This window comes from Brevundimonas mediterranea (assembly GCF_014196125.1).
Lineage (GTDB): Bacteria > Pseudomonadota > Alphaproteobacteria > Caulobacterales > Caulobacteraceae > Brevundimonas > Brevundimonas mediterranea.
In genome coordinates this window covers 171854-197209 of the sequence record NZ_JACIDA010000003.1, presented here as the reverse complement: position 1 = coordinate 197209, position 25356 = coordinate 171854, and the positions used below count along the sequence as shown (strand labels likewise).

25 protein-coding genes are annotated in these 25356 nt (G+C 66.5%); 14 read left to right on the top strand and 11 right to left on the bottom strand.

What is annotated here, in order from left to right; genetic code table 11:
* Position 1: 1 nt before the first annotated feature.
* Positions 2 to 235: a YbdD/YjiX family protein gene (locus GGR11_RS14660; RefSeq protein WP_425485679.1), complete on the bottom strand. Its 234-nt coding sequence runs from the start codon at positions 233 to 235 to the stop codon at positions 2 to 4.
* Complete coding sequence (locus GGR11_RS14655) at positions 228 to 2315, bottom strand: carbon starvation CstA family protein (RefSeq protein ID WP_183198165.1); 2088 nt, start codon at positions 2313 to 2315, stop codon at positions 228 to 230. The genes GGR11_RS14660 and GGR11_RS14655 overlap by 8 nt, the downstream gene beginning before the upstream one ends.
* Before the next feature lie 278 nt (positions 2316 to 2593).
* Here GGR11_RS14655 and murC point away from each other — a divergent pair, with 278 nt between their 5' ends.
* From murC to lpxC, 10 genes are all read left to right on the top strand, one after another.
* Positions 2594 to 4006: a UDP-N-acetylmuramate--L-alanine ligase gene (gene murC, locus GGR11_RS14650; protein ID WP_183198163.1), complete on the top strand. Its 1413-nt coding sequence runs from the start codon at positions 2594 to 2596 to the stop codon at positions 4004 to 4006.
* 65 nt (positions 4007 to 4071) lie between these two features.
* Positions 4072 to 4419 carry a DMP19 family protein gene (locus GGR11_RS14645; protein WP_183198161.1) on the top strand — a complete coding sequence of 116 codons (348 nt, stop codon included), beginning with the start codon at positions 4072 to 4074 and terminating at the stop codon, positions 4417 to 4419.
* The gene (murB, locus tag GGR11_RS14640) at positions 4416 to 5327 is read left to right on the top strand and encodes a UDP-N-acetylmuramate dehydrogenase (RefSeq protein ID WP_183198159.1); all 912 of its coding nucleotides are present in this window, start codon (positions 4416 to 4418) and stop codon (positions 5325 to 5327) included. Before GGR11_RS14645 ends, murB begins: the two co-directional genes overlap by 4 nt.
* A complete protein-coding gene (locus GGR11_RS14635; protein WP_183198157.1) occupies positions 5320 to 5811 on the top strand; it encodes a DUF5946 family protein in 492 nt (163 codons plus the stop codon). Before murB ends, GGR11_RS14635 begins: the two co-directional genes overlap by 8 nt.
* Positions 5812 to 5848: 37 nt before the next feature.
* Entirely contained in the window at positions 5849 to 6790 is a 942-nt protein-coding gene (locus GGR11_RS14630; protein WP_183198155.1) for a D-alanine--D-alanine ligase, read from the top strand.
* Positions 6778 to 7662, top strand: coding sequence for a cell division protein FtsQ/DivIB (locus GGR11_RS14625; RefSeq protein WP_221205335.1), 885 nt, complete (start codon positions 6778 to 6780; stop codon positions 7660 to 7662). Before GGR11_RS14630 ends, GGR11_RS14625 begins: the two co-directional genes overlap by 13 nt.
* A 58-nt stretch (positions 7663 to 7720) precedes the next feature.
* Entirely contained in the window at positions 7721 to 9013 is a 1293-nt protein-coding gene (gene ftsA, locus GGR11_RS14620) for a cell division protein FtsA (RefSeq protein ID WP_183198498.1), read from the top strand.
* Between the two features lie 365 nt (positions 9014 to 9378).
* Entirely contained in the window at positions 9379 to 12432 is a 3054-nt protein-coding gene (locus GGR11_RS14615) for a TonB-dependent receptor domain-containing protein (RefSeq protein WP_183198154.1), read from the top strand.
* Positions 12433 to 12722: 290 nt separating this feature from the next.
* Entirely contained in the window at positions 12723 to 14318 is a 1596-nt protein-coding gene (gene ftsZ / locus GGR11_RS14610; protein ID WP_183198152.1) for a cell division protein FtsZ, read from the top strand.
* Positions 14319 to 14507: 189 nt separating this feature from the next.
* Positions 14508 to 15407, top strand: a complete 900-nt coding sequence (lpxC, locus tag GGR11_RS14605) for a UDP-3-O-acyl-N-acetylglucosamine deacetylase (protein ID WP_183198496.1) — start codon at positions 14508 to 14510, stop codon at positions 15405 to 15407.
* 58 nt (positions 15408 to 15465) lie between these two features.
* Here the strand turns inward: lpxC and pgeF are convergent, their stop codons facing one another.
* The 4 genes from pgeF to GGR11_RS14585 all read right to left on the bottom strand — a co-directional run bounded on the left by pgeF (position 15466) and on the right by GGR11_RS14585 (position 18541).
* Positions 15466 to 16236 (bottom strand): peptidoglycan editing factor PgeF, encoded by a 771-nt coding sequence (gene pgeF, locus GGR11_RS14600; protein WP_183198150.1) that lies wholly within the window; start codon positions 16234 to 16236, stop codon positions 15466 to 15468.
* Positions 16233 to 17318: a class I SAM-dependent methyltransferase gene (locus GGR11_RS14595; protein ID WP_183198148.1), complete on the bottom strand. Its 1086-nt coding sequence runs from the start codon at positions 17316 to 17318 to the stop codon at positions 16233 to 16235. Before GGR11_RS14595 ends, pgeF begins: the two co-directional genes overlap by 4 nt.
* Positions 17315 to 18184, bottom strand: a complete 870-nt coding sequence (lgt, locus tag GGR11_RS14590) for a prolipoprotein diacylglyceryl transferase (protein ID WP_183198146.1) — start codon at positions 18182 to 18184, stop codon at positions 17315 to 17317. Before lgt ends, GGR11_RS14595 begins: the two co-directional genes overlap by 4 nt.
* Positions 18185 to 18247: 63 nt before the next feature.
* Complete coding sequence (locus tag GGR11_RS14585) at positions 18248 to 18541, bottom strand: hypothetical protein (RefSeq protein WP_183198144.1); 294 nt, start codon at positions 18539 to 18541, stop codon at positions 18248 to 18250.
* A gap of 155 nt (positions 18542 to 18696) precedes the next feature.
* On the opposite strand from GGR11_RS14585, the gene GGR11_RS14580 reads away from it, so the two are divergent.
* From GGR11_RS14580 to GGR11_RS14570, 3 genes are all read left to right on the top strand, one after another.
* Positions 18697 to 18996 (top strand): accessory factor UbiK family protein, encoded by a 300-nt coding sequence (locus tag GGR11_RS14580; RefSeq protein ID WP_183198142.1) that lies wholly within the window; start codon positions 18697 to 18699, stop codon positions 18994 to 18996.
* Between the two features lie 76 nt (positions 18997 to 19072).
* Positions 19073 to 19576, top strand: coding sequence for a type III secretion system chaperone family protein (locus tag GGR11_RS14575; RefSeq protein ID WP_008260608.1), 504 nt, complete (start codon positions 19073 to 19075; stop codon positions 19574 to 19576).
* A complete protein-coding gene (locus tag GGR11_RS14570; protein WP_183198140.1) occupies positions 19576 to 20382 on the top strand; it encodes a pyrroline-5-carboxylate reductase family protein in 807 nt (268 codons plus the stop codon). The genes GGR11_RS14575 and GGR11_RS14570 overlap by 1 nt, the downstream gene beginning before the upstream one ends.
* Before the next feature lie 48 nt (positions 20383 to 20430).
* Here GGR11_RS14570 and GGR11_RS14565 read toward each other — a convergent pair whose 3' ends face one another.
* From GGR11_RS14565 to GGR11_RS14555, 3 genes are all read right to left on the bottom strand, one after another.
* Positions 20431 to 20907 carry a hypothetical protein gene (locus GGR11_RS14565; protein WP_183198138.1) on the bottom strand — a complete coding sequence of 159 codons (477 nt, stop codon included), beginning with the start codon at positions 20905 to 20907 and terminating at the stop codon, positions 20431 to 20433.
* A 123-nt stretch (positions 20908 to 21030) separates the two neighbouring features.
* Positions 21031 to 22398 (bottom strand): ATP-binding protein, encoded by a 1368-nt coding sequence (locus tag GGR11_RS14560; protein WP_183198136.1) that lies wholly within the window; start codon positions 22396 to 22398, stop codon positions 21031 to 21033.
* Between the two features lie 16 nt (positions 22399 to 22414).
* A complete protein-coding gene (locus GGR11_RS14555) occupies positions 22415 to 23146 on the bottom strand; it encodes a response regulator (protein ID WP_369733943.1) in 732 nt (243 codons plus the stop codon).
* 88 nt (positions 23147 to 23234) lie between these two features.
* On the opposite strand from GGR11_RS14555, the gene GGR11_RS14550 reads away from it, so the two are divergent.
* On the top strand, positions 23235 to 24113 hold the full coding sequence (locus GGR11_RS14550; protein WP_008262906.1) for a branched-chain amino acid aminotransferase: 879 nt from the start codon (positions 23235 to 23237) through the stop codon (positions 24111 to 24113).
* A 7-nt stretch (positions 24114 to 24120) separates the two neighbouring features.
* On the opposite strand, the gene GGR11_RS14545 is transcribed toward GGR11_RS14550, so the two are convergent.
* Positions 24121 to 24756, bottom strand: coding sequence for an NrsF family protein (locus GGR11_RS14545; protein WP_183198134.1), 636 nt, complete (start codon positions 24754 to 24756; stop codon positions 24121 to 24123).
* Complete coding sequence (locus GGR11_RS14540; protein ID WP_035305656.1) at positions 24746 to 25288, bottom strand: sigma-70 family RNA polymerase sigma factor; 543 nt, start codon at positions 25286 to 25288, stop codon at positions 24746 to 24748. Before GGR11_RS14540 ends, GGR11_RS14545 begins: the two co-directional genes overlap by 11 nt.
* Positions 25289 to 25356: the final 68 nt, after the last annotated feature.

Here is a 25356-nt window from a genome sequence, read left to right as displayed (position 1 = left end):
ATCAGCAGCATTTGAATGAGCCCGATCCGCCGAAGCGACGCTGTTCGTGCAGGCGGAAGAAGGCGATCTTGTCCAGCGGCGGCTGGTCCGGATGGGTCGTGGCCGCGTGGCGGACATAGGCGTCGTAGTCGGGCTGGCCGATCATGGCCCCCCCCGTCCGCCTGACGCCGCGACCCCACCGCAGGGCGGTGTCGCGGCACAGGCAGAGCAGGTCCTCGTTCGAGGGGTTAGGCACGGGCGATATCAGCCGCGTCGTCGGCCGCCGTCAGGTCGTGCGCCTCGGGGTATTCGCGCACGGTCGGCCGGTTGTTGCGATAGGCCTTGAGGCAGGCCAGGACGCCATAGACCACCATGGTCACGACCACGAACAGGAAGGCCGCCGTCAGGGTCGAGTTGACGTAGTCGTTGACGATGATGCGGTGCATGTCGCCCACGGTCTTGGCCGGGGCGATCAGTTCGCCGGCGCCCAGAGCCTCCTGATACTTGCGGGCGTGGGCCAGGAAGCCGATGCGGACTTCGGGGTGGAACAGCTTCTGCAGGCCGGCCGTCAGGGTGCAGATCAGCAGCCAGGTCGCCGGGACGACCATGACCCAGGCGAACTTCTCGCGCTTCATCTTGAACAGGACGACCGTGCCCAGGATCAGGGCGATGGCGGCCAGCATCTGGTTGGCGATGCCGAACAGGGGCCACAGGCTGTTGATGCCGCCCAGGGGATCGACCACGCCGGTGTAGAGGAAATAGCCCCACAGGCCGACCGTCAGGGCCGTGGCGACGACATTGGCGCCCCAGGACTTGGTTTCGCGCATCTTGGGCACGGCGACGCCCAGCAGGTCCTGGATCATGAAGCGGCAGACGCGGGTGCCGGCGTCGACCGTGGTCAGGATGAACAGGGCCTCGAACAGGATGGCGAAGTGATACCAGAAGGCCATCATGGCCTTGCCGCCGATCACGCCAGACAGGATGTGGGCCATGCCCACGGCCAGGGTCGGGGCGCCGCCCGCGCGCGACAGGATCGAGTGCTCGCCCACGTCGCGGGCCAGTTGCTCCAGCTCGCCGGGGGTGATGTGGAAGCCCCACTGGGCCACGGCGGCGGCGGCCGAGACCGCATCGTTGCCGATGATGGCGACCGGGCTGTTCATGGCGAAATAGACGGCCGGGTCCAGCACCGTGGCGGCGATCAGGGCCATGACGGCGACGAAGCTTTCGCACAGCATGGCGCCATAGCCGATCAGCGGGATCTGGCTCTCGTTCTCCAGCAGCTTGGGCGTGGTGCCCGAGGAGATCAGGGCGTGGAAGCCCGACACGGCGCCGCAGGCGATGGTGATGAACAGGAAGGGGAACAGGGCGCCGGCGAAGACCGGGCCGGTGCCGTCGATGAAGGGGGTGACGGCCGGCATCTGCAGATGCGGGCGCACGATCAGTATGCCGATGGCCAGGGCGACGATGGCCCCGATCTTCAGGAAGGTCGACAGATAGTCGCGCGGCGCCAGCAGCAGCCAGACCGGAATGACCGAGGCGATGAAGCCATAGACCATCATCAGTATGGCCAGGGTCGGGCCGGTCAGGGTGAAGGCCGGGCCCCAGAACGGGTCGGCCGCGACATGGCCGCCGCCGATGATGGCCAGGATCAGCAGGACGACGCCGATGACCGAGACCTCGCCCACGCGGCCGGGCCGCAGATAGCGGGTGTACAGGCCCATGAAGATGGCGATGGGGATGGTGGCGGCGACGGTGAACGTGCCCCACGGGCTTTCAGCCAGGGCCTTGACCACGACCAGGGCCAGGACGGCCAGGATGATGACCATGATCATCAGGACGCCGACCTGGGCGATGATGCCAGGGATATTGCCCATTTCGGTGCGGATCATGTCGCCCAGCGACTTGCCGTCGCGCCGGGTGGACATGAACAGGACCATCATGTCCTGCACCGCCCCCGCCAGCACGGCGCCGACCAGGATCCACAGCACGCCGGGCAGATAGCCCATCTGGGCGGCCAGCACAGGCCCGACCAGCGGTCCGGCGCCGGCGATGGCGGCGAAGTGGTGGCCGAACAGGACGTTGCGCGGCGTGGGCACATAGTCGAGGCCGTCGTCGCGCCGCACGGCCGGGGTCGGGCGCGAGGGCTGCAGCTGCATGACCTTGTTGGCCAGGAAGCGGCTGTAGAAGCGATAGGCGATGGCATAGGTGCAGACCGCCGCCACCACCATCCAGACCGCGCTGATGCTCTCGCCCTGGTGCAGGGCGATGACCCCGAGGGATATGGCCCCCAGAATGGCGATGACGCCGAAGATTATGGGGGTGCCGAGTTTGCCCACGACTGTACTCCTGCCTGACCGCCTGACGGTCCCTGAACGCCTGTTTGCACGACAAGCTTCCGCAAGGCCAATCGACTAAAGTCGTAGAAGGCCGTTGGGCGACAGTTTCAGACCCTGGGGCCGAAAAAGACGGTCTGAATGGTATGAATCGTCTGAAATCGATCGAACCGCGTTCTTTATCATGCGGTCCTCCTGCATGCCGCCTATCATGCCCCGACGTCGGAATTGGACGCAGACACCCCCGTGCATTCCGCCCGATCCCTTGCTAAGCGCATTGGATGATCGCTCGCCTTCGCCCCGTCCCGTTCGACCTCGGTCCCGTCCATTTCGTCGGCATCGGCGGCATAGGCATGAGCGGCATCGCCGAGATCATGCTGAAGATCGGCTATTCGGTTCAGGGTTCGGACGCCAAGGCCAGCGCCAACACCGAACGGCTGGAGAAACTGGGCGCCCGGATCTTCATCGGACATGACGCCGCTCACGTCAGCGAGGGCGTGTCGGCGGTGGTCTATTCGACGGCGGTCAAGGCCGACAATCCCGAGATGAAGGCCGCGCGCGAGCGCCGCATCCCCCTGGTGCGCCGGGCCGAAATGCTGGCCGAGCTGATGCGGCTGCAATTCTCGATCGCGGTCGGGGGCACCCACGGCAAGACCACGACGACCTCGATGGTCGCGGCCCTGCTGGATGCGGCCGGCCTGGACCCGACGGTGGTCAACGGCGGCATCATCAACGCCTATGGCACCAACGCCAAGGTCGGCGATGGCGACTGGATCGTGGTCGAGGCGGACGAGAGCGACGGCAGCTTCCTGCGCCTCAAGTCGACCGTCGCCATTGTGACCAATATCGACCCGGAACATCTGGACCATTACGGCGACTTCGACGCGGTGCGGAAGGCCTTCGTCGATTTCGTCGAGAACATCCCCTTCTATGGTTTCGCCGCTGTCTGCCTGGATCATCCCGAGGTCCAGAAGCTGGTCGCCTCCATCGATAACCGGCGGCTGGTGACCTATGGGATCAATCCTCAGGCCATGGTGCGGGCCGACAATGTGGAGATGGGGCCGGATGGCGCCCGGTTCGACGTCGTAATTCAGAACGGCGAGACCCACCGGATCGAGAACCTGCACCTGCCGATGGCCGGCTGGCACAATGTCTCCAACGCCCTGGCCGCCATCGCCGTGGCGCGCGAGCTGGACGTGTCCGACGAGGCGATCCGCGAGGGTCTGGCCGGCTTCGGCGGGGTCAAGCGTCGCTTCACCACCACCGGCGTCGTCAACGGCGTGCGCATCGTCGACGACTATGGCCACCATCCGGTCGAGATCGTCGCCGTGCTGAAGGCCGCGCGCCAGGTGACTGAGGGCCGGGTCATCGCCGTGGTCCAGCCGCACCGCTACACCCGGCTGCGCGACCTGATGGACGACTTTTCGACCGCCTTTTCCGACGCCGACAGCGTGATCGTCGCCGACGTCTATCCGGCGGGCGAACAGCCGATCGAGGGGGTGGACAAGCACGCCCTGACCGACGGCATCCGCCGCTATGGCCACCGCCATGTCCAGGCGCTGGAGAACGCCGCCGTCCTGCCGCGCCTGATCAAGGAAGAGGCCCGGCCAGGCGATGTGGTCGTGCTGCTGGGCGCCGGCGACATCACCAGCTGGGCCTATGGCCTGCCGGCGCAGCTGGAGGCGTTGGGGTGAGCTATTGGGACTTAGTTGGACCGTACTGGGACGACGTCCGGATACATGACGGTCCAAAGACGTTCTTGGCTCAGTTCGCGAGACTACCGATAGCTTCCCAACATCTGTTTGCGACCCACTGGACGCAATCCGAAGTTCAGAATGGGGGGCTCGGTCAGTTCTTCTGCAACTACACGGGCGTTCTCGGTCCTGAGGCCGTCGTGGGTTTCAGGGCGCTCGGAATGCCGGAAACCTCGGCCCAACTTGCGCAAGCCATGCGGATATTCGGAGAGCCATATCCGAGGGAGCGTGCCGCTCGTGAACTTGCGATACCCCCTATAGAAATCGAAAACCGTTTTGCGGAATTGTTGGAAACCGAGGCCGGAGGCTTTTGGGAAGCAGCCGACCGTTTCGCGATGAAGAACTCTCAATGACCTGGCGTGACAATCTCCCCTCTGTGCGCGGCAAGCTGCTGCGCGACGAACCCCTGGCGCCCTTCACTTGGTTCCGGGTGGGCGGGACGGCCCAGGCCCTGTTCATTCCGGCGGACGCCGAAGATCTGGCTGATTTCCTGAAGGCGCTGGACCCGTCCGTCCCCGTGACCGTGCTGGGCGTCGGATCGAACGTCATCGTCCGCGACGGCGGGGTCGAGGGCGTGGTGATCCGTCTGGCGGGTCGGTCCTGGGCGCAGGTGACGACGGACGGCGACATGATCACGGCCGGCGCAGGCGCGCTGGACTCCATGGTGGCCAAGGCGTCGGCCAAGGCGGGGCTGGCGGGGCTCGAGTTTTACGCCGGCATCCCGGGCACCGTCGGCGGCGCCCTGACCATGAACGCCGGCTGCTACGGCGCCGAGACCAAGGATGTTCTGGTCTCGGCATGGGGCCTGACGCGGTCGGGCGAGCGGGTCGACTACGCCCTGGCCGACTTCGGCTACACCTATCGCCATTCGCAGGCGCCGGCCGAGATTATCTGGGTCGAGGCGACTTATCGCGGCACGTCGGACGAACCCGCCGCTGTGCAGGCCCGGATCGACGAGATCACCAGCCGCCGCGAGACGACCCAGCCGATCCGCGAAAAGACCGGCGGTTCGACCTTCAAGAACCCGCCCGGCCATTCGTCATGGAAACTGGTCGACGAGGCCGGCTGGCGCGGCAAGCTGCACGTGGAGACCGGAGGAGGGGCCATGTTCAGCGACCTCCATTCCAACTTCATGATCAACCCCGGCGAGGCCACCGCCGCCGACATCGAAGGCCTGGGCGAAGCGGTGCGCGCCGATGTCTTGTTGAAGACCGGCGTTCAGCTGGAGTGGGAGATCAAGCGGATCGGCCGAGGTGGCTGAGTTCCAGACCTGCCCCGGATGCGGCTCGTGTCTTCCGGGCGTCGATGGACCGACCCACGCCTATATGACCTCCAGCCCGGCCTGCTGGGCGGCGTTCAACGAGGTCATCGGCCGTGAGTTCTCGAATCCCGACCTGATGCCCATCCATCGTCTCAGCGTCGACGCCTGGGCCGTGCAGCACCCGGGCGACGGCTCGCGCCGGGCGATCCAATCGGTCGGTCTGCATCTGGCGGGGCTTTGGGTGCAACTTGAACAGGGCTTGTCGGGCGAAGAGGCCAGTTCCGCCATGCAGGCCTTCGCCGCGCGAAAGGCTGAACTGCCCGAACTTCCAGCGCGCCGGGCCTATATCCTGACGGTGGCGGATGTGGCGGGCGCCGCCGAGCCGGAGGCGCATCGGGCCGCGGTCCGTCGCTGGGCCGAGGCGACATGGGCCGATTGGTCGGATCAACACCAATTTATCCAGGGCTGGGCGCGTCAGGGTTGACGGCCTGTTAAACATCTCGGCCGCAATCGGAGAGCCCATGACCCGCGCTTTCAAAGACCTTCATGTCGCCGTCCTGATGGGCGGTCTTTCCGCCGAGCGGGAGGTGTCGCTGACCTCCGGCGAGCAGTGCGCGCAGGCGCTGGAGCGGCAGGGCGTGCGCGTCAGCCGGGTGGACGCCGGGCGCGACCTGGCCAACGTCCTGTCGGGTTTGATCAAGCCGGACGTGGTGCTGAACTGCCTGCACGGGGCCTGGGGCGAGGACGGCTGCGTCCAGGGGGTGCTGGAGACCCTGCGGATCCCCTATACCCATTCAGGCGTGCTCGCGTCGGCCCTGGCCATGGACAAGGATAAGTCCAAGGCGGTGTTGAAGGCGGCGGGCGTCAAGGTGCCCGGCGGCGGCTTGTACGACCGGCATGAGGTGGCGTCGCGCCACGTGATCGAGCCCCCCTATGTGGTCAAGCCGAATGCCGAAGGCTCGTCCGTCGGGGTCTATCTGGTGAGCGAGGGGGCCAATCGGCCGGTCGCCGAGGTGGGCGAGCCCGGCTGGGCCTATGGCGAACAGGTGATGGTCGAACCCTATATCGCCGGCAAGGAGCTGGCCGTCGCCGTGATCGGCTATGCGGCCGGGCCGCGCGCCCTGACCGTGACCGACATCACCCCGACCAAGGGCTTCTATGACTACGAAGCCAAATATGCGCCCGGCGGTTCGGTCCACGTCCTGCCCGCCGTCCTGCCGCCCGCCGTGTTCGAGGCGGCCCTGCGTCAGGCGGAGGCGGCGCACGTCGCCATGGGTTGCCGAGGCGTGTCCAGAAGCGACTTCCGTTATGACGATGTTAAGGACGATCTGGTTCTGTTGGAGGTCAACACTCAGCCGGGCATGACCCCGACCTCGCTCGCTCCCGAGCAGGCCGCCCATACCGGAATGAGCTACGAAGACCTGGTACGGTGGATGGTGGAGGACGCCTCATGCCCGCGGTAGTTCGCGGCGGTCGGCGACAGAGTTCGGGTTCCTCGCGTGGCGTCGCCTCCAAGAAGGGCGGGCGGCCACGCGGCGGCGCGCCCAAGCCCGCGTCCGCCATCCCCGGCAAGATGGCCGCCATCGGCCGTATCGATGTTTCACCCCGCACCGTCATGATCGCCCTGGGCGCCAGCGCCCTGCTGGTGATCGGGGTTCTGGCGACCGGCGCCCGCGCCGAACGGATCGGCCAGTCGGTCTCCCACGGGATCGACGGTCTGACCACCGGCATGGGGCTGACGCTGAAGCGGGTTCATATCACCGGCGCCTCGGCCGAGGCCGAACCGGCCATCCAGCAGGCGCTGGGCCTGTATTCGGGCCAGCCGATCACCAGCCTGGACCTGAACGCCATCCGCGAACGCGTGCAGGGCGTCGGCTGGGTGCGCGAGGCGCGCGTAGTGCGCCTGCTGCCCGACACCCTGATCGTCGAGATCAAGGAACACGATCGTCTGGCCGTCTGGCAGGACGCAGGCCAGATCAAGGTCATCGACGCCCAGGGCCAGGTGATCCAGGGCGCCGACGCGCGCCGCTATCCGACCCTGCCCCTGGTCGTCGGCAAGGGCGCCGACCTGGCCGCCGGCGAGGTCCTGCCTCTGCTGGCCCAGCGCCCGCGCCTGATGAGCCGGATCGACGCCCTGGTGCGGGTGGACGAGCGCCGCTGGGACCTGCGTCTGAAGGACGGCAGCCTGATCCAGCTGCCCGCCGTCGAACAGGAGGCGGCCCTGATCCGTCTCGATGCGCTGGATCAGCGCGAACGCCTGCTCGACCTGGGCTTCGCCCGGGTCGATCTCAGAACGCCGGACGAGGTCGCGGTGCGACCCGCCGCCGACGCTTAAGGACCAGTAAGACATGTCGGGCAAACAGCGCGGATCGGCGAATGACCAGGGCCGGGGCATGGACCCCCGCGCCGGCCGCGCCCCTGTGATCGCTGCGCTGGACATCGGCCAATCCAAGGTCTCGTGCTTCATCATGAAGCCGGACGGCGTGCGTCACGCCGACCGCACTATCCGCGTCGCCGGCGCCAGCCATGTCCAGTCCAAGGGCGTCAAGGGCGGCGCCATCATCAATATGGACGAGGCCGCCCAGGCTATCGGCCACGCCGTCGAACGGGCCGAACGCGCGGCCCAGAGCCCCGTCTCCGGCGTGGTCGTCACCACCGCCATCGGCCAGATGGCCAGCCACCGGGTTCAGGCCCGGGTGTCCCTCGGCGCCAATCCGGTGGGGGACGCCGACCTGGCGCGCGCCATCGGCATGGCCCTGGCCCAGATCCGCCTGCCCAACCGTCGGCCCATCCATGTTCTGCCCATCGCCTGGTCGGTGGACGGGGCGCGCGGCGTCCATGATCCGCGTTCGATGCGCGGGGGCTCGCTGGGGCTCGATCTGCTGGTCGTCTCCATGGCCGAGAACGTCTTCACGACCCTGAGCCACTGCCTCGAGCTGGCGCACCTGGACCTGCAGGGCGTGGCCGCCGCGCCCGTCGTCTCGTCGCTGGCCGCGCTGGAAGAGGACGAGATGGACCTGGGCGCCGTCTGCATCGACATGGGCGGCGGCTCGACCAGCGCCGCGGTCTGGGGCGGCCGGTCCCTGTTGCATATCGAGAGCCTGAACGTCGGCGGCGACCATGTCACCTCCGACATCGCGCGCGGCCTGTCGACCTCCAAGGCCGGCGCTGAACGACTGAAGACCCTGCACGGCTCGGCCATGGCCAGCGCCAACGAGGACCGCGAAATGCTGGAGGCCCCGCCGCGCGGCGAGGACGCCTCGGCCGGCCCGGTCATCGTCCCGCGCGCCATGCTGAAGACGGTCATCGCCCCGCGCGTGGAAGAGACGCTGGAACTGCTGCGCGACCGGCTGAAGAACGCCGGCGTGGGCCTGGAGCCCGGCGCAGGCCTAGTCCTGACCGGCGGGGCCAGCCAGCTGAACGGCGTACGCGAACTGGCGGTGCGGGTGTTCGACCGCCCGGTCCGCCTGGGCAAGCCCCAGCGCGCGCCCCATTTGGCCGACGCCGCCTCCGGTCCGGCCTTCTGCGCCACCGCCGGAGTCCTGCTGCGCGCCGCCTACGGCCCGCGCGAGGCCGTGTCGGCCAGGAAGCTGATGGCGCGGCAGATCACGGCGGCGGACGCGCCTAAAATCCATCGCGGAAATGTGGTGGGGCGTGTCGCGGGATGGTTGCGGGACAACCTCTAGCGCTTTCAGGCCATATTTGACGATTGTTGTGCGTCGATGTGGTCGTGCAACAGGCTGTTGCGTACGGATAGTGCGGGTGTGCGATTTTATCGAACGTCTCTCATTGACTGCCGATCTAATAAAAAGATAGCAAAAACAAACGCTTGTGGTGGGCTGGGGAAATTTCTCGAGCCGCTGTCCGTTCGCAGACACCGCTGTCGTCCCAATATGAAACTGTTGCCGGTCTGTAACAGTCTCGACGCATGCTGGCCGGATTTCGGTCACAAAGCTTGTCGTTCGGTAGGAATCGACTAGACCTGAAACTCAAGCGCACATCCGGGAGTGGGGTGTGGATTGCTGCTTGCTACATCCATTGGGGCCACAAAATGCATTTGAAACGACAATATCTGTTTGGGACGACGATCCTCGCCGGCGTGCTCGCCGTTGCAGCGCCTTCGTTCGCCCAGTCCGACTCGGGTAACGCTACCGAGGTCGGTGAGATCGTTGTGACGGGCTCGCGCATCGTCCGACCGAACCAAGACTCCCCCACTCAGGTGCAGGTCGTTTCGGCCGAGGCCATCGCCAACACGGGTGAAGTGAACCTGGGCGAAATCCTTCGCACCCTGCCGGCTGCCGGCGTTTCGTCGCTGACGCCGACCAATTCCAACTTCTTCACGCAGGGCAACGGCGTCGCCACCGTCAACCTTCGCAACCTCGGTGAAGACCGCACCCTCGTTCTGGTGAACGGCCGTCGTTTCGTCGCCGGTCTGCCGGGCACGCAAATCGTTGACTTCAACAGCCTGCCGACCGAGTTCATCGACCGCGTTGACGTCGTCACCGGCGGCGCCTCGTCGATCTACGGTTCTGACGCCCTGGCTGGCGTGGTGAACATCATCACCGACAAGGACTACGAAGGCTTCCAGCTCTTCGGTCAATACGGCATCACGGATCGTGGCGACCGCGAAAACTACAAGGTCGGCACCAAGTTCGGATCGAACTTCGCTGACGACCGGGGCAACTTCGTCGGCACCCTGTCCTATCAGGACAACAAGGCTGTCTACGCCCGCGACCGCGCCGATCGCGGCATGGATCGTGACGGCCTGGGCGGTCTGAACTTCGCTGACGGCACCTTCGGCGAAACCCGCTATTTCTACGGCTCGAGCTTCATTCCCCGCGGCGTGGCGATCGTCCCCGGCATCGGCCTGAACAACTCGAACCGCGTCTATGAGCCGACGACCGGCGCCCAACGCCCGTATGCTGCGGCCACGGACGGCTTCAACCGTCAAGCCAGCCGTCAGCTGTATGTCCCGAACTCGGCCCTTCAGTTCTCGGGGCAGGCGCTTTATGACTTCAACGACAACAACCGCTTCTTCTTCGAAGGTTCGTACTACCGCGGTCAAACCAAGAGCGACATCGAGGCGAGCCCCGTCAGCGGCGCGGACATCTTCCGCGATGCGCAAGATGTGGGGTTGAATCCGCAGTGCTCGGCGACGGGCTGCCTGTACGGCATTCCGCTGGTCAGTGCGATCGTTCCTGAATCCATTCGTCAGGCCGTCCGTGATCGCACGCCCGGCCTGACCGATGCTCAACGGGTCGTCGGGTTCCAACGTCGTATGACTGAGTTCGGCAACCGACAGAACGAAGCTACGCGGGACCTCTTCCGGGTCGTCGCCGGCTTGAATGGCGAACTGCCGGGTTCAATGAACCTCAAGTATGAAGTCAGCGCCAACTGGGGCCGCAGCTCGGAACAGCAATTGACGCAGGGCGGCATCCTCAAGGATCGCCTGATCAACACGCTTGATGTCGTCGATACCGGCGGCGGCGTGTTGGCTTGCCGGAACATTGCAGAGCGAGCACGGGGTTGTACGCCGTTCCGCATCTTTGAAGAAGGCGGCGCGTCGCAAGGCGTTCTGGACTACATCGCGGTTCAGAACTCGTTCGATTCGTTTGTCGATCAAAAGGTGCTGAACGGTTTCCTGAGCGGCGATCTGTTTGAGTTGCCAGCCGGCTCGATCCAGTTCGTCGTGGGTTCTGAATATCGTCGTGAAGAGTCGCGCAACACACCCGACGCAACCCTTCAGCAAGGCTTGGCCAGCGGCAACATCGCCCCTGAAACCATGGGTGACTTCAAGGTCATCGAAGGTTTCGCCGAGCTGCGTATCCCGCTGCTGCGCGACCTGCCCTTCGCTCATCAGTTGGACCTGAACCTGTCGGGCCGTCTGTCGGACTACTCCACCGTCGGCAACACCGAAGCCTGGGCTGCTTCGCTTGAATATATGCCTACGGACTGGCTGAAAGTGCGTTCGCAGTATTCGGTCGCCGTTCGGGCGCCGAACATCAGCGAACTGTTCTCGGGGCGTTCGCAAACCTTCCCGACCAACCTTGATCCCTGCCGTGGTCTGACGACTTCGGGTGGTCAAGCCGCGTTCACCAACACTCGTGTGGACATCGCAAACCCGGGCAACGTCGCCGCCAGCGGCGTCAATGCAACGACGATCGGAAGCGACACGGCGCGGGCCTGCTTGGCCGATCCCACCCTGGCGGCGCGTGTCGCTCGCGACGGCGTGTTCGCTCAGACGCAAGCCGAGGCACAAGGCACGGGGGGCTTCAACAGCGGCAACCCGAACCTGAGCCAGGAGAAGAGCACCAGCATCACCGGCGGCATTCTGTTCAATGCTGATTGGTACGACTGGCTGTCGCCCTTCTCGATCTCGGTGGACTACTTCAACATCGAAATCGACGACATCATCGCCAACCTGGCGCGCGGCACGAGCTTGAACGAGTGCTACGCCAACAGCGGCGGCGTCTATAATGCGTCGAGCCCCTTCTGCCAGTCGATCATTCGTTATGCGAGCGGTACGGCGCAGGTCGGCGCGATGCGTGAGCTGAACTCCCAGACCCAGAACCTGGGAAGCTTCAAGACCAGCGGTATCGACGTTCAGGCCAGCTATACGTTTGATTTCGACAACTTCCCCGTCACCCGCAACTTCGGCGGCAACTGGGGCACGCTTGTCGCCAGCCTGACCTATCAGCACCTCGACGAATACAAGACGTCGCCGCTGCCGGGCGCTGCGCTGGTCGAGTCGGCAGGCACCACCGGCCTGTCCAAGAACAAGGCTCAACTGGACCTGCTGTATCGTCGTAATGCTCTTACGGTATCGTGGCAGACCCAGTTCGTCGGCGAGAGCTGCTACTTCTCGTTGGACGATTGCGCCGACGACGACATCAGCGGTTACATCGGCCTGACGACCTTCTCGGATCTGCAGGTTCGCTACGCCGTCACGCCGAAGGCCACGGTCTTCGCCGGCGTCGATAATATCTTCGACGAATATGTCTACATCGGCCAAGGCTACGGCCAACCGACCGGTTGGACGACTGAACCGGCTGTCTATGACGGTCTGGGACGTCGCTTCGTGATGGGAGCACGCGTCAGCTTCTAAGTCGTCGCTGTATTTGAAAGGTGGGCGGAAGGCGGAAACGTCTTCCGCCCATTTTCAATTCCGGACCGGCCAAACGTCATGACAATTCCGATGTCGGGACAATCTAGCAAATTTCGACGAATCGACGGTCAAGCTTTTGGTTTGTGCTGTTCTTCTGGCCGACTCACATTATCGCCGTAACCTTCTCTTAACCCTCATGGGTGCAATCCTTAACACGCTCATAACCAATGTGATTCGGCGGGGCGGTCGCATCGGTTTGAAGGGGTCAGGGTCGGAAGGTCGGAAAAGAAATGTCGCTCTCATTGGTCAAGCCGCAACACACTGAACTGAAGCCCCGTATCGTCGTGTTCGGCGTCGGCGGCGCCGGCGGCAACGCCGTGAACAACATGATCGACGCCGGCCTCGAAGGGGTCGAGTTCGTCGTGGCCAACACCGATGCGCAGCACCTCAGCTTCGCCAAGACGGATCGCCGCATCCAGTTGGGCGAAACCATCACCCAGGGCCTGGGCGCCGGCGCACACCCCGAAGTCGGCATGAACGCCGCCGAGGAATCCGCCGACGAGATCCATCAGCACCTCGAAGGCGCGCACATGGTGTTCATCACCTGTGGCATGGGCGGCGGCACCGGCACCGGCGCGGCCCCCGTCATCGCCAAGTGCGCGCGTGATCGCGGCATCCTGACCGTCGGCGTCGTGACCAAGCCCTTCACCTTCGAGGGCCGTCACCGGATGCGCCTGGCCGACGCGGGCGTCGCCGAGCTGCAACGCTATGTCGACACCCTGATCGTCATTCCGAACCAGAACCTGTTCCGCGTCGCCAACGAACGCACCACCTTCGCCGACGCCTTCGGCATGGCCGACCAGGTGCTGCACTCGGGCGTGCGTTCGATCACCGACCTGATGATCCTGCCCGGCCTGATCAACCTGGACTTCGCCGACGTGCGCGCCGTCATGTCCGAAATGGGCAAGGCGATGATGGGCACGGGCGAGGCCTCGGGCGATGACCGCGCCCTGCTGGCCGCCCAGAACGCCATCGCCAACCCGCTGCTGGACGAGACCTCGCTGAAGGGCGCCAAGGCTGTGCTGGTGAACATCACCGGCGGTCTGGACATGACCCTGCTGGAAGTCGACGAGGCAGCCAACGCCATTTCGGCCGAGGTGGACGGCGACGCCAACATCATCTTCGGCGCCGCCTTCGATCCGGCGCTGGACGGCAAGATCCGCGTCTCGGTGGTCGCCACCGGCATGGACGAGAGCGGCGTGCAACGCGCCGAACCCTCGGCTCCGGCTGCGCCCTCCCAGACCGCGCCCCTGGCGGATCACGGCGCGCGCCGTTCCGCCGGCGGCCTGTACGGAACCCAGACCTCGCGTGCGCCCGAGCCCGCCCGCGAACCCTACCGTGAGCCGGTCCGCGCCGAACGCGCCCCGGAACCGCGGCCTGAGCCCCGGATCGAGGCGGCCCCCGTCGTCCCCACCTTTCAGGCCCCTCCCGCGCCGGAGCCCCGGCCCGAGCCGGTGATCCGCGTCGCGGAACCGACCTCGCGCGCCCTAGACCCGATCGTCGATCCGTGGGTCGAGGAGTACGAAACCACCCGCGCTCCGGCCCCGCAAGCCACACGCGCGCCGGAGCCCCAGGGCGACCTGTACGCCGCCCGCTCGCCCGAGCCGGCCGTCGACGACTATGACGACCGCGATCACCGTCGCAGCGGCTGGAGCCTGTTCGGTCGCGGCAAGCGCGCCCAGCCGCAGCCCGAGCCGACCTACAGCCCACGCCCGACCTCGCAGATGCGGTCGGCCACGCAACCTCAGGCCCAGGCCGAGCCCGAGACGGGCCATGCCGACGACGATCTGGAGATCCCTTCTTTTCTCCGCCGGCTCGCAAACTGACCGGCTGAAATTCTGAAAGTCGCGCCCCGAAGCCTCTGGTTTCGGGGCGTTGTCAATTGCGACGGTCCCATAACGAAACAATCCGAAACCCGACTTTCATTTCGAGCTTGCGAGGGGCGGGCTAGATCAGTCGTGGGGCGTAATCCGCACTTAGAGGCGGGACGCAATCAGATTGAAGCGAGTATGAGTTTGTCGGTCAGAAACGACCATCACGAGCGCACCATTGTCGCGCCGGCCATCATCGCCGGCGTGGGCGTGCACACCGGCCGCCGGGTGCGGTTGGCGGTTCGTCCTGCGCCTGCGGGGGCGGGGATCGTCTTCGTGCGCACCGACGTGACCGACCGCGACAACCGCATCCCCGTCTCGGGCGACGCCGTGGTGGACGCCCGCCTGAACACCATGATCGAGAACGGCGCTGGCGTGCGGCTGTCGACCATCGAACATCTGATGGCCGCCTTCTGTGCGCTCGGCGTATCGAACGCCGTGGTCGAGGTGGACGGACCGGAACTGCCGATCCTGGACGGGTCGGCGCTGGAGTTCGTGCGTCTGCTGGACCGGGCCGGTTTCCGCCCCCAGGCCACGCCGCAGCGCTATATCGAGATTCTGGAGACGGTCCACGTCACCGAGGGCGACAAGCACGCGGCCCTGATGCCGTGCGACCGTTACGAGATGCGGTTCGAGATCGACTTCCCTTCGGCGGTGATCGGCAACCAGATCATTGATTTCGTCGTGGACGAGCCGACCTTCCGCAAGGAAATCATGGCCTGCCGCACCTTCGGTTTCGCCCATGAGGTCGAGGCCCTGCGTCAGGCGGGTCTGGCCCGCGGCGGCTCGCTGGAGAACGCCGTGGTCATCGACGGCGACGAGATACTGAACCCCGGCGGCCTGCGCATGGAACGCGAGTTCGTGCGCCACAAGGCGCTGGACGCCATCGGCGACCTGTATGTCCTGGGCGCGCCCCTGCTGGGCCGTTACGAAGGCTACAAGGCCGGGCACGCGGTCAACAACAAGCTGGTCCGCGCGCTTTTGGCCGCGCCCCATGCGTGGCGCGAGGTCACACGCGTGCCGGAGATGGCGCAGGCGGGCTGACAAGCGCATCAGCCTTTCCCTCCCCGAGCGGGGGATGGAGAGTTCGCGAGGCCCTGAGTCAGACCCCGATCACGCTGATCAATCGGCCGAAGTCCGGTTCGCCCTGCTGAAACGCCCGGCGGTTGGAGTAGAACCGCGCCGCGTCGGCGCAGGTGTCGTGGCCGGTCCAGACGGCCTGGCCGACGCCGGCCTGTTGCAGGCGCCACAGGACGAAGCCGGGCAGGTCGAACCTGCGTTTGTCGTCGGTCTCGCCCGGATGGAAGAAGCGTTCGCTGCCGGGGTCGTGGTGGGCGAAACGGTCCTGGAAATCGACGCCGACCTCATAGCTGGCGGGAGCGATACAGGGGCCGACAACGGCGCGGATGTGACGGGGATCGGCGCCCAGGGCCTGTATGGCCGCGACAGCGGAATGGACCACTCCGCCCAAGGCGCCCTTCCAGCCGGCGTGGACGGCGGCGACGATCCGCGTCTCGGGATCGGCCATCAGAATGGGGGCGCAGTCGGCGGTCAGGACCGAACAGAGCAGGCCGGGCTCAACGGTGACGACGGCGTCGCCCTCGGGTCGGTCGCCCTGCCAGGGGCCGTCGGCGACGCGGACGACGGCGGAATGGATCTGGTAGCAGCCGTTCAGATGATTGACGTCGGCGCCGAAATGGGCGGCGACGCGACGGCGGTTCTCGGCCACGGCGGCGGGATCGTCCTTCGAACCGACACCGGTGTTCAGGCCCTCATAGATGCCGGTCGAGACACCACCGGCGCGGGTGAAGAAGCCGTGGTCGAAGCCGGCGGCGGTCAGCAGCGGATGGGTGATGGGGGTCAGGTCGCTCACAGGTCCCACCCCGGCACGATCAGGGCGCGGGGGGAGAAGATCGCGGCGGCCTTGAACAGGTTTCCCATCTGGTCCTCGGCGGTCAGGCGGTGCAGTTGGCGGTCGATCACAGGGGCGGCGTCGGGCCGTCCAGCCTTCAACCGTTCAGCGCGCGCTTCGATCCCCAGCCGTCGCAGGAACTCACCCTGGGTCAGGCAACCGGTGACGTCGGCGCCGGCGCGGACGGCGGCCTCGAGCACGCGCGGAAAGTCGGCCCATTGGGTCAGGTCGGCCTCGCCCGGCGTCGCCAGGGGATCGACCTTCTGGTGGCGGCGCAGGGCCTGAAGCGTGTCGCCGGCCTCGGGTCGGGCGCGGCCGTAATCGATGAGCAGGGCGGCGCCCGAGGCGGCCTTCATCAGCCCGGCCAGGTCGCGGCCGAAGATCGCCTGCTGTTCGGAAATCTCGAACACGCCGCCGGGCTCGATCTCGAAGGCGGGTTTTTCGAACCCGCCCGAAATCGCAATCAGGCCGAAGATCAGGTCATTGTCGTCGGTGACGCCGATGCGGCGTTCGGCCCAGCCGCCCTCGGTGCGGACGAACTGGCGCGCGGGCAGACAGTCCAGAACCTCGTTGGCGATCAGGATGACCGGGGCGTCGGTCTCGATCCGCGTCAGGTCGCGCACCCAGCGGGGCGACAGATCGGCGCCCGCCAGGGCCTTGGCCTGGAGTTCGCGCAGGGGCGGGCTGGGTTCGATCAGCACAAGGTCGCAGGCTTCGAGGAAGCCGGGAACCAAGCGGGCGGCGCGCAGGGCGTCGCTCATCAGGGTTCCGTCGCCGGGCCCCACCTCGACCAGGCGGAACCGCTCGGGCGCACCCAGCCGGTTCCAGGTCTCGACCGCCCACAGGCCGATCAGTTCGCCGAACATCTGGCTGACCAGGGGCGCGGTGATGAAGTCGCCGCCTTCGCCCAAGGCCGGGCGAGAGGCGTAGTAGCCGCCCTTGGGATCATGCAGGCAGCGGGTCACATAGTCGGCGACCGTCATCGGACCCGTCAGGGCGATCTCGCGCGCCAGACGGGTCTTCAAAGTTTCGGCCGCGCTCATCCGGCGACGGGCGGCCGGTTCCAGGCGCGCCAGATCAGCCAGCCGCCGATCAGGATCATCGGTATGGACAGCATCATCCCCATGGTCAGGCCTAGCGGGAAGTCGGGCATGCCGTAGTCGGGCTCGCGCACATTCTCCAGCGCGGCGCGGCAGACGCCGTAGCCGACCAGGAACAGGCCGGTGATATAGCCCGGCTTTTTCAGCAGATCGAACTTCCAGATGCCCAGCGACAGGATGGACAGCAGCACGATCCCCTCCAGGCCGGCCTCATAGAGCTGGCTGGGGTGGCGAGGCGCGTCGCCGGCGGGGCAGAAGCCGTACATCTGCTGGATGCGGGCGTTGCAGAAGCGGATGGCCCAGGGGACGGTCGTCTCGCGACCCCACAGCTCGCCGTTGATGAAGTTGGCGAACCGCCCGAACATCAGGCCGATGGGCACGACCGGGGCGACGACGTCGCCGAGCCGCAGCATGTCGATCTTTTGGCTGCGGGAATAGAGGACGATGGCCAGGCAGACGCCCAGGAAGCCGCCGTGGAAGCTCATGCCGCCGGTCCAGAGCTGGAACAGCTCGAACCGCTCGCCCAGGGTCTGGCCGGTGAACAGCTGGGCGTACATGATCGGCTTGTAGAACAGGGCGTAGCCCAGGCGGCCGCCCAGGATGATGCCCAGCACGATCCACAGGACCAGGTCGTCCAGCTGCGTGGTGTTGATCGGCGGCTTGCCCGGCGCCCACAGGCGTTCGGTCTTGACCAGACGGGCGGCGTACCACCAGCCCAGGACGATGCCGGCGACATAGGCCAGGGCGTACCAGCGGATCGGAAGCGGTCCGAGATGGATCAGGACTGGATCGAATTCGGGAAAGGGCAAGGGGCGTTCCTCATGAATACGCCCTCGCTTTAGCAAGCTCGACGAATGACGTCGTCGTTGATTTTACCACTGACCATTGAGCGCCTCGGACACACGGCCAGGATTCACGTTCAGGCGTCCTGCGATCTCGGCTGTGGATAGATTCGACGCGGCTGCGATCCGTCTCGCGCGGTTTCCCAATCGCTTGGTCATCTTGACGGACTTCTTCTGGATTTGGCGAGCTGGTTGAGCTCGAAACATCTGTGGAATCACCACGTTATCGATCTCATCGGCTGCGTCTGCAGGCGTGATGGTTCCCATTCGAAGTTCATCCGCCAACAAAACGAGGCGGCGTCTAGCAGAAGCAATATCGCTCATTCCCAAAATCCTGAGTTCACCGAACCTAGATTTACATGGGTCGCGCTGCACAGCTTTCAAGGGTCCTTGATGGCGCCCCCGAAGCAGCAGAAAGAAAGGTTTCGTTCACCATGATTGGTGATCCTGTCTTAACGACGTTTGAGTCGGAGCCTTCGATGCAGACCCGCAACCCCATTCTGGACGAGTTCGCCAAGCTGACGACGGGCGCCATGGGCCTGGCCCAGGCGGCCGGAGAAGAGGCCAAGACCGCCTGGCGCGCCCAGACCGACCGGATCGCCGCCGAGATGGACCTGGTCCGCCGCGACGAATTCGATGTGCTGAAGGACGAGATCGCCGCCCTGCGGGCCGAGATCGCCGAACTGAAGGCGGCGAAGAAGCCGGCGGCCAAGGCGTCGAGCAAGCCAGCGGCGGGAACGTCCACAGATGGAACTCAACCCGGGGACGCAGCCGGTTGAGCCGAATCCGCGAACAGGCTTACCACTCTGTTAACGGCCGCGATTCTCGCGGACGCAGCGCGAATCGAGAGACTTGATGGACATCGCCCGGCCCGAGGAAATGGACACGCCCTTCGACCCGCTTGAGGTCGTCGAGCATGTCCTCACGGCCGAGAACCTCCCGTTCGACCGCACCGACGATGGCGACCTGGCCTTCGCCCTGGCGGGGGACTGGAAGGATTACGAGCTCTGGTTCGCCTGGCGGCCCGAGGGCGATTGTCTTCAGCTGTGCTGCGCCCTGGATCTGCGTGTGGCCAAGAGCCGCAAGACGGCCGCCTATGAACTGGTCGGCCTGATCAACCAGCGCACCTGGATGGGGCATTTCGAGGTCTGGGCCGAGGACGGCGAGATCGTCTTCCGTCATTCGCTGGCCCTGCCGATGGGCGAGCGCCCGACTCTGGCCCAGGCGGCGTCGATGATCGATGCGGCCATCGAGGCGGCGGATCGCTATTATCCCGCCTTCGACTTCATGGTGCGCGGGAACAAGAAGCCGCAGGAGGCCATCGACGCCTGCCTGTTCGAGACCGTCGGCAACGCTTGATGGCGGGGTCCGTCCGGTCCGGGGGACCTGTCGTCCTGGTCGGCTGCGGCCGGCTGGGCTCGGCCATTCTGGAAGGCTGGCTGCTGACGGAGACGGTCGCGCCGGCCGATCTGATCATTCTCAGTCCGTCGGAAAAGCCCGCCGCCGAGGCCGCGCGGGCCCAGGGCGCGCGGATCAATCCGCCGCTTGAGGCCTTGACCGGGGCGAGCGTGATCGTGCTGGCGGTCAAGCCGGCGATCTGGCGCGAGGTGGTGACCCCGCTGCTGCCCTTCCTGAACGATCAGGCCGTGATCCTGTCGGTCATGGCGGGGGTGACGGCGCCCACACTGGCCGAGGGGATCGGCGGTTGGCCCATCGTGCGCGTGATGCCGACGACCGGGGTGTCGCGGGGGCGCGGCGTGGCCTCGGTCTGGTCGGCGGATGATCGGGCGCAGGCTTTGGGGCGGGCCTTGTTCGAGCCGATGGCCGAGACGGTCGTCCTAGCGGGCGAGGCCCTGATGGATGCGGCGACGGCGGTGGCTGGATCGGGCGCGGCCTATTTCTACGCCTTCACTGAAGCCCTGGCGCGGGCCGGTGAGTCGGCCGGTCTGGATTCGGCGACCGCCGACGTCCTGGCGCGGGCCACCCTGCGGTCGGCGGCGGATTCGATGGGCGACGATGATCTGGAGGCCCTGATCGGCCGTATCGCCTCGCCGGGCGGCTCGACCCGCGCCGGGCTGGACGCCCTGGCGAAGGACGGCCGCCTGACGCGGATGCTGGGCGAGACGGTCGCGGCGGCCGTGCGGCGAAACCGCGAGATGGGCTGAAACCCGGCGCTTCTCTCCCGTCGCGAAACGGGAGAGAAGCCTACGGGATCAGAAGCGGCCCTGTTCGATCTGGTCGCCTAGACGTTCGAAGGCGCGGTCCGCGTCGCGCCAGACGCCGTAGCCCCAGACGTCGCGGATGTTCGGCGAGAAGTAGGAGAAGTCCACCGGCAGGGACCGGCCGTCGGCGGTGACGATGTCGCCCTTGATCGCCGCGCCGCCGATGGACACGCTGCGGATCGGGTCCAGGCCCGGCGTCTGGCGGATCTGTTCGAAGGTCGGGCGGTTCGGCTTCAGATCTTCTAATACCAGATTGGCGGTGGCGCCGGGATAGCGGCGCTCCAGGGCCTGGCCCACTTCGGTCTTCAGTTCGTCGATCTGTTCATTGACCTCGCGTTCGCCGAGCTTCTCGATCTGGCGTTGCAGTTCGGGGCCGACGGTGACGTTGACGGTGGGGGTTTGCGCCTGGGCCATGGCGGCGACGGCGACCGCCGCAGCCAGGGGGGCGAAGAAGGCGAGTTTACGCATCGTGTTTTGTCTCCATGCCCTGTCGGCATGAAGATGAGCCTTCCCGCACGGTTCCGCTAGACGCCGGATATCCAAATCTCGCTCCGTCCGCCCGTTTCAGCGCCCTGGTTCAAAAACAGGCCGTCAGGCGGCCGGAACGACGGTCGCCTGGCCCGGTACGCGGATGATCGCCTTCAGTCCGCCCAGGTCGCTGCGGTCCAGGGTGACGTCCCCGCCGTGGCCGCGCGCCACGTCGCGGGCGATGGCCAGGCCCAGGCCGACGCCCTTGCGGTTCTGGTTGCGGGACTCGTCCAGACGGGAGAAGGGGCGGAAGGCCTCGTCATACATGTCTTCGGGAATACCTGGGCCGTCGTCCTCGACCGTGATCTCAAGCCCGCCCGATGCGAGGGACCGGCCTGACAGGCGCACATGTTCGCCGTGGGCGGCGGCGTTGCCGGTCAGGTTCACCAAGGCGCGCTTGAAGGCGAGGGGACGAAGCGAGGCCGTCAGGCCCTCGGTCACCGCAAGCTCGACCTCGGCGCCGGCGCGTTTCGCGTCCTCGCCGGCCGCCTTCAGCAGATCGGCGATGGATACGGGCTGAGGCGGTTCGCCGGCCTCGCCGCGGGCGAAGTCCAGATATTCGTCGATCATATGCTCCATCTCGTCCAGGTCGCCGCGCATGGCGGTCTGACGCTTGAACGGCGGCGCCAGGGCCAGCTCCAGCCGGAGCCGGGTGAGGGGGGTGCGCAGGTCGTGGCTGACCGACGCGAGCAGGGCTGTGCGCTGGTCGATGTGGCGCTGGATCCGGTCGCGCATGGCCAGGAAGGCGACGGCGGCGGCGCGAACCTCGCGCGCGCCGTGCGGCTTGAACCGGGGCACGGTCTCGCCCCGGCCGAATGCCTCGGCGGCGTCGGCCAGGCGTTCGATGGCCCGCACCTGGTTGCGGATGAACAGGATGGCCACCCCCATCAGCAGGACGGTGGCGATGGTCAGCCACAGGACGAAGATGTGGGCCTGGGTCGCCACGGCGCGCTCGCGCGGGGCGATGATGCGCAGCACGCCCTGGGGTTCCTGCACCTGAATGTCGACATAGGAGGGGTAGCGGGTGGTGTCGAACCAGTAGGGCCGGTCCAGTCGCGCCGCCAGCGCCTTGTCCAGCACGCGGTCCACCACTCCGATGGGGCCGCGCCTCTGTTCCGTCGGCAGGGTGCGACCGTCCTGCAGCGCGATGGACAGGGACATGGAGCGTTCGGCCCGGTCGGCCAGACGTTCCAGATTGCGAGGACTGGGGTCGTCCTCATAGCTCTCGACGGCCCAGGCGATGTCGCCGGCCAAGCCCTCGGACAGGCGCGCGGTCACGGTCTGCCAGTGGGCGTCGAAGAAGATCCAGGTCACCACCACCTGCATGACCAGCACTGGCAGGACGATGATCAGCAGCGACCGTCCCCACAGCGAGGTCGGCAGACGCCGCTTCAGAAAGCGCGGCCAGAGTTGGGCGGGCAGCAGCCGCATGGCGTTCGTCGCCGGCTCAGTCGGGCGCGAGCATATAGCCCACGCCGCGCACGGTCTGGAGGTAGCGCGGGTTCTTGGGGTCGGCTTCCAGCTTGCGGCGCAGGCGGGTGACCTGAACATCCACGGCGCGGCCGGTGATGTCGGCCGTGTCGGGCGACAGGCTCATGCGTTCGACCGGGGCGTGGGCGTGAAGCGCCAGGGTCTTCAGCAACTGGGCCTCGGCCTCGGTCAGGCGCTGGGGTGCGCCGTCGCGGATCAGCTCCAGCCGCTCCATGTCGAACACGGCTGTGCCCAGCTTGATCTCGCGCGGGCCGATGGGCTTGCCGCCCGTGCGGCGCAGGATGGCCTCGATCCGAAGCACGAGTTCGCGCGGTTCGAACGGCTTGGACATATAGTCGTCGGCGCCCCGCGACAGCCCCTCGATCCGATCCTCGGGATCGCCGCGCGCGGTCAGCAGCAGGACCGGCGTCTTCGAGGTCTCGGCCTTGGCGCGAACCCAGGAGGTCAGGTCCAGGCCGCTCTCGCCCGGCATCATGACGTCCAGCACGACCAGGTCGAACTCGATCAACTCCATCATCCGCTTGGCCGCCGCCGCGTGGGCGGCGCCGGTGACGCGATAGCCTTCGCGTGACAGATATTCCTTCAGCAGTTCGCGGATGCGGTCGTCGTCGTCGACGATCAGCAGATGGCGCCCGACGCCGGGCCCGGCGATCGGACCCGAGCGGCCATATGCGCGCGTTTCGGCCATGCTCATCCGCAATTCTCCCGATCCCGGCCGTTGACCTGAGCGATTCGGGGAGCTCTAACAGACAGACTTCTGTAGGAGACGTGTTTCAATGGCCTTCGTTCCTTTCGACGATCGTGATGGATGGATCTGGTTTGACGGCGATTTCGTGCCCTGGCGGGAAACGAAGACGCATATTCTGACCCATGCCCTCCACTATGGCTCGTCGGTATTCGAGGGTGAGCGTATGTACGGCGGCGAAATCTTCAAGCTGACGCCGCATTCGGAGCGCCTGAAGCGGTCCGCGAACCTGCTCGATTTCGAGATACCCTACAGCGTCGCTGAAATCGACGCCATCTGTAACGAAACCTGCGCCAAGAACGGCTTGCAGGACTGCTACGTGCGCCCGGTCGCCTATCTCGGCCCGGAACAGACCAGTGTTTCGGCCCTGAACAACAAGGTCCATCTGGCGGTGGCCGTCTGGGACTGGCCCAGCTATTTCGACCCCGAGGTCAAGGCGCGCGGCCTGCGTCTGGAATGGTCCAAGTGGCGTCGCCCCGATCCGAGGACGGCGCCGACGACCGCCAAGGCGGCCGGCCTGTACATGATCTGCACCATGTCCAAGAACACGGCCGAGCGGAACGGCTTCGCCGACGCCCTGATGCTGGACTGGCGCGGCTATGTGGCCGAAGCCACCGGCGCCAACGTCTTCTTCGTCAAGGACGGCGTGCTGCACACGCCCAAGGTCGAGCACATCCTGGACGGCATCACCCGCCAGACGGTGATCGAGATCGCCCAGGCCAAGGGGATCGAGGTCGTGGTGCGCGACATCCTGCCGGAAGAACTGTCGGACTTCTCGGAGTGCTTCCTGACCGGCACCGCCGTCGAGGTGACGCCGGTGGCCGAGGTGGGCGACTATCGCTTCACGCCGGGCGCCCTGTCGCTGGACCTGATGGAGACCTACGGCCGGCTGGTGCGCCGCCAGGCCTGAGGCGGCGTCACCAACGCAGGGCGAAGCGGCCGACGGCGGCGCCGATCAGGCCGGCGGCCGCGACCCCCAGCGTATACCAGGTGGCGACGAAAGCGGCGGTCGCCTCGCCACAGTGCAGCAGACCATAGGCGGTGGCGGCGATGCCGCCCGTCGCCAGGCCCAGCGCCAGACCGGCCGCCGTCGGCCGGGTCGGCGCCAGCCGCCGCGCCGACAGGAAGACCACGGGCGCGGCGAAGGCGGAGACCAGAAGGATGTTTCGTCCGCAGATGTCCCAGGTCTGGCCCAGCCAGCCGGCCATCCGTTGGTCCGGCGGCGTTAGAACCGTCTCGATCCCGCCCCACGCCACGGCGATCCCGACCACAGCCAGCAGGGCGAACAGGGCCGGCCGCGGGTCCAGGCCGGGCCGTCCCAGCCGCGTCGCCAGCCAGATCGCCGTCTGGGCCAGGGCGGCCGTATAGATCGCCTTCAACCAAGGCGTGGGCGCCTGCAGCGCCTGGGTCAGGTCGGACCGCGCCCCCAGCAACAAGATGACCGCCACAGCAGCCGCGCCGCCGGCCCAGGACAGCAGCGCCGGGTCCAGTCGGGCGGGGCGCACGGGCTCTATACCGGCGGCCAGGGCGTCGATCAGGTCGTCAGTCTTCATTTGGGTTCACGCTGGCGACCAGCGTCTTCATGGAGCGGTGGACGCTGACCTTGGCCGCACCCTCGGTAAAGCCGTTGCGCTGTGCGGCTTCGGCCAGGCTGAAACCGCCGACGCGGACATCCTCGATAAGGCGGCGCTGGCGCAGCGGCAGGATGGACAGGACCTTCTTCAGATCCCGGCGGACGACGCCGTCCTCGACCGTGTGATCTGCCAGCAGGACCGACGCCTCCTCCAGCGGCACGTCGTGACGGCGGCCCTGGCGGCGGAAATGATCGATCAGTTTGTAACGCGCGATCGCATAGGCCCAGGCCGTGAAGGGCAGCGACCGGTCATAGGTCGCGCGCTTGGCGTGAATGGCGATCAGGCAGTCCTGCACGAGATCCTCCGCATCGGCTTCGCAGCCGGTCAGCCGACGTTTGAAGAAGGGGGTCAGGGCGCCGCGCATTTCGGTCAGCAGGGCGCGCCAGGCCACGGGGTCGCCGTCGAGACCCCGTAACATCAGACGTTTGAGCTCGGCTTCCTTGTCGACCACGCAGCATCCCATTCGCGTCGGACGGGGCGAAGGTTACACGCCTGGCGGCGGACGACGACGAAATATTT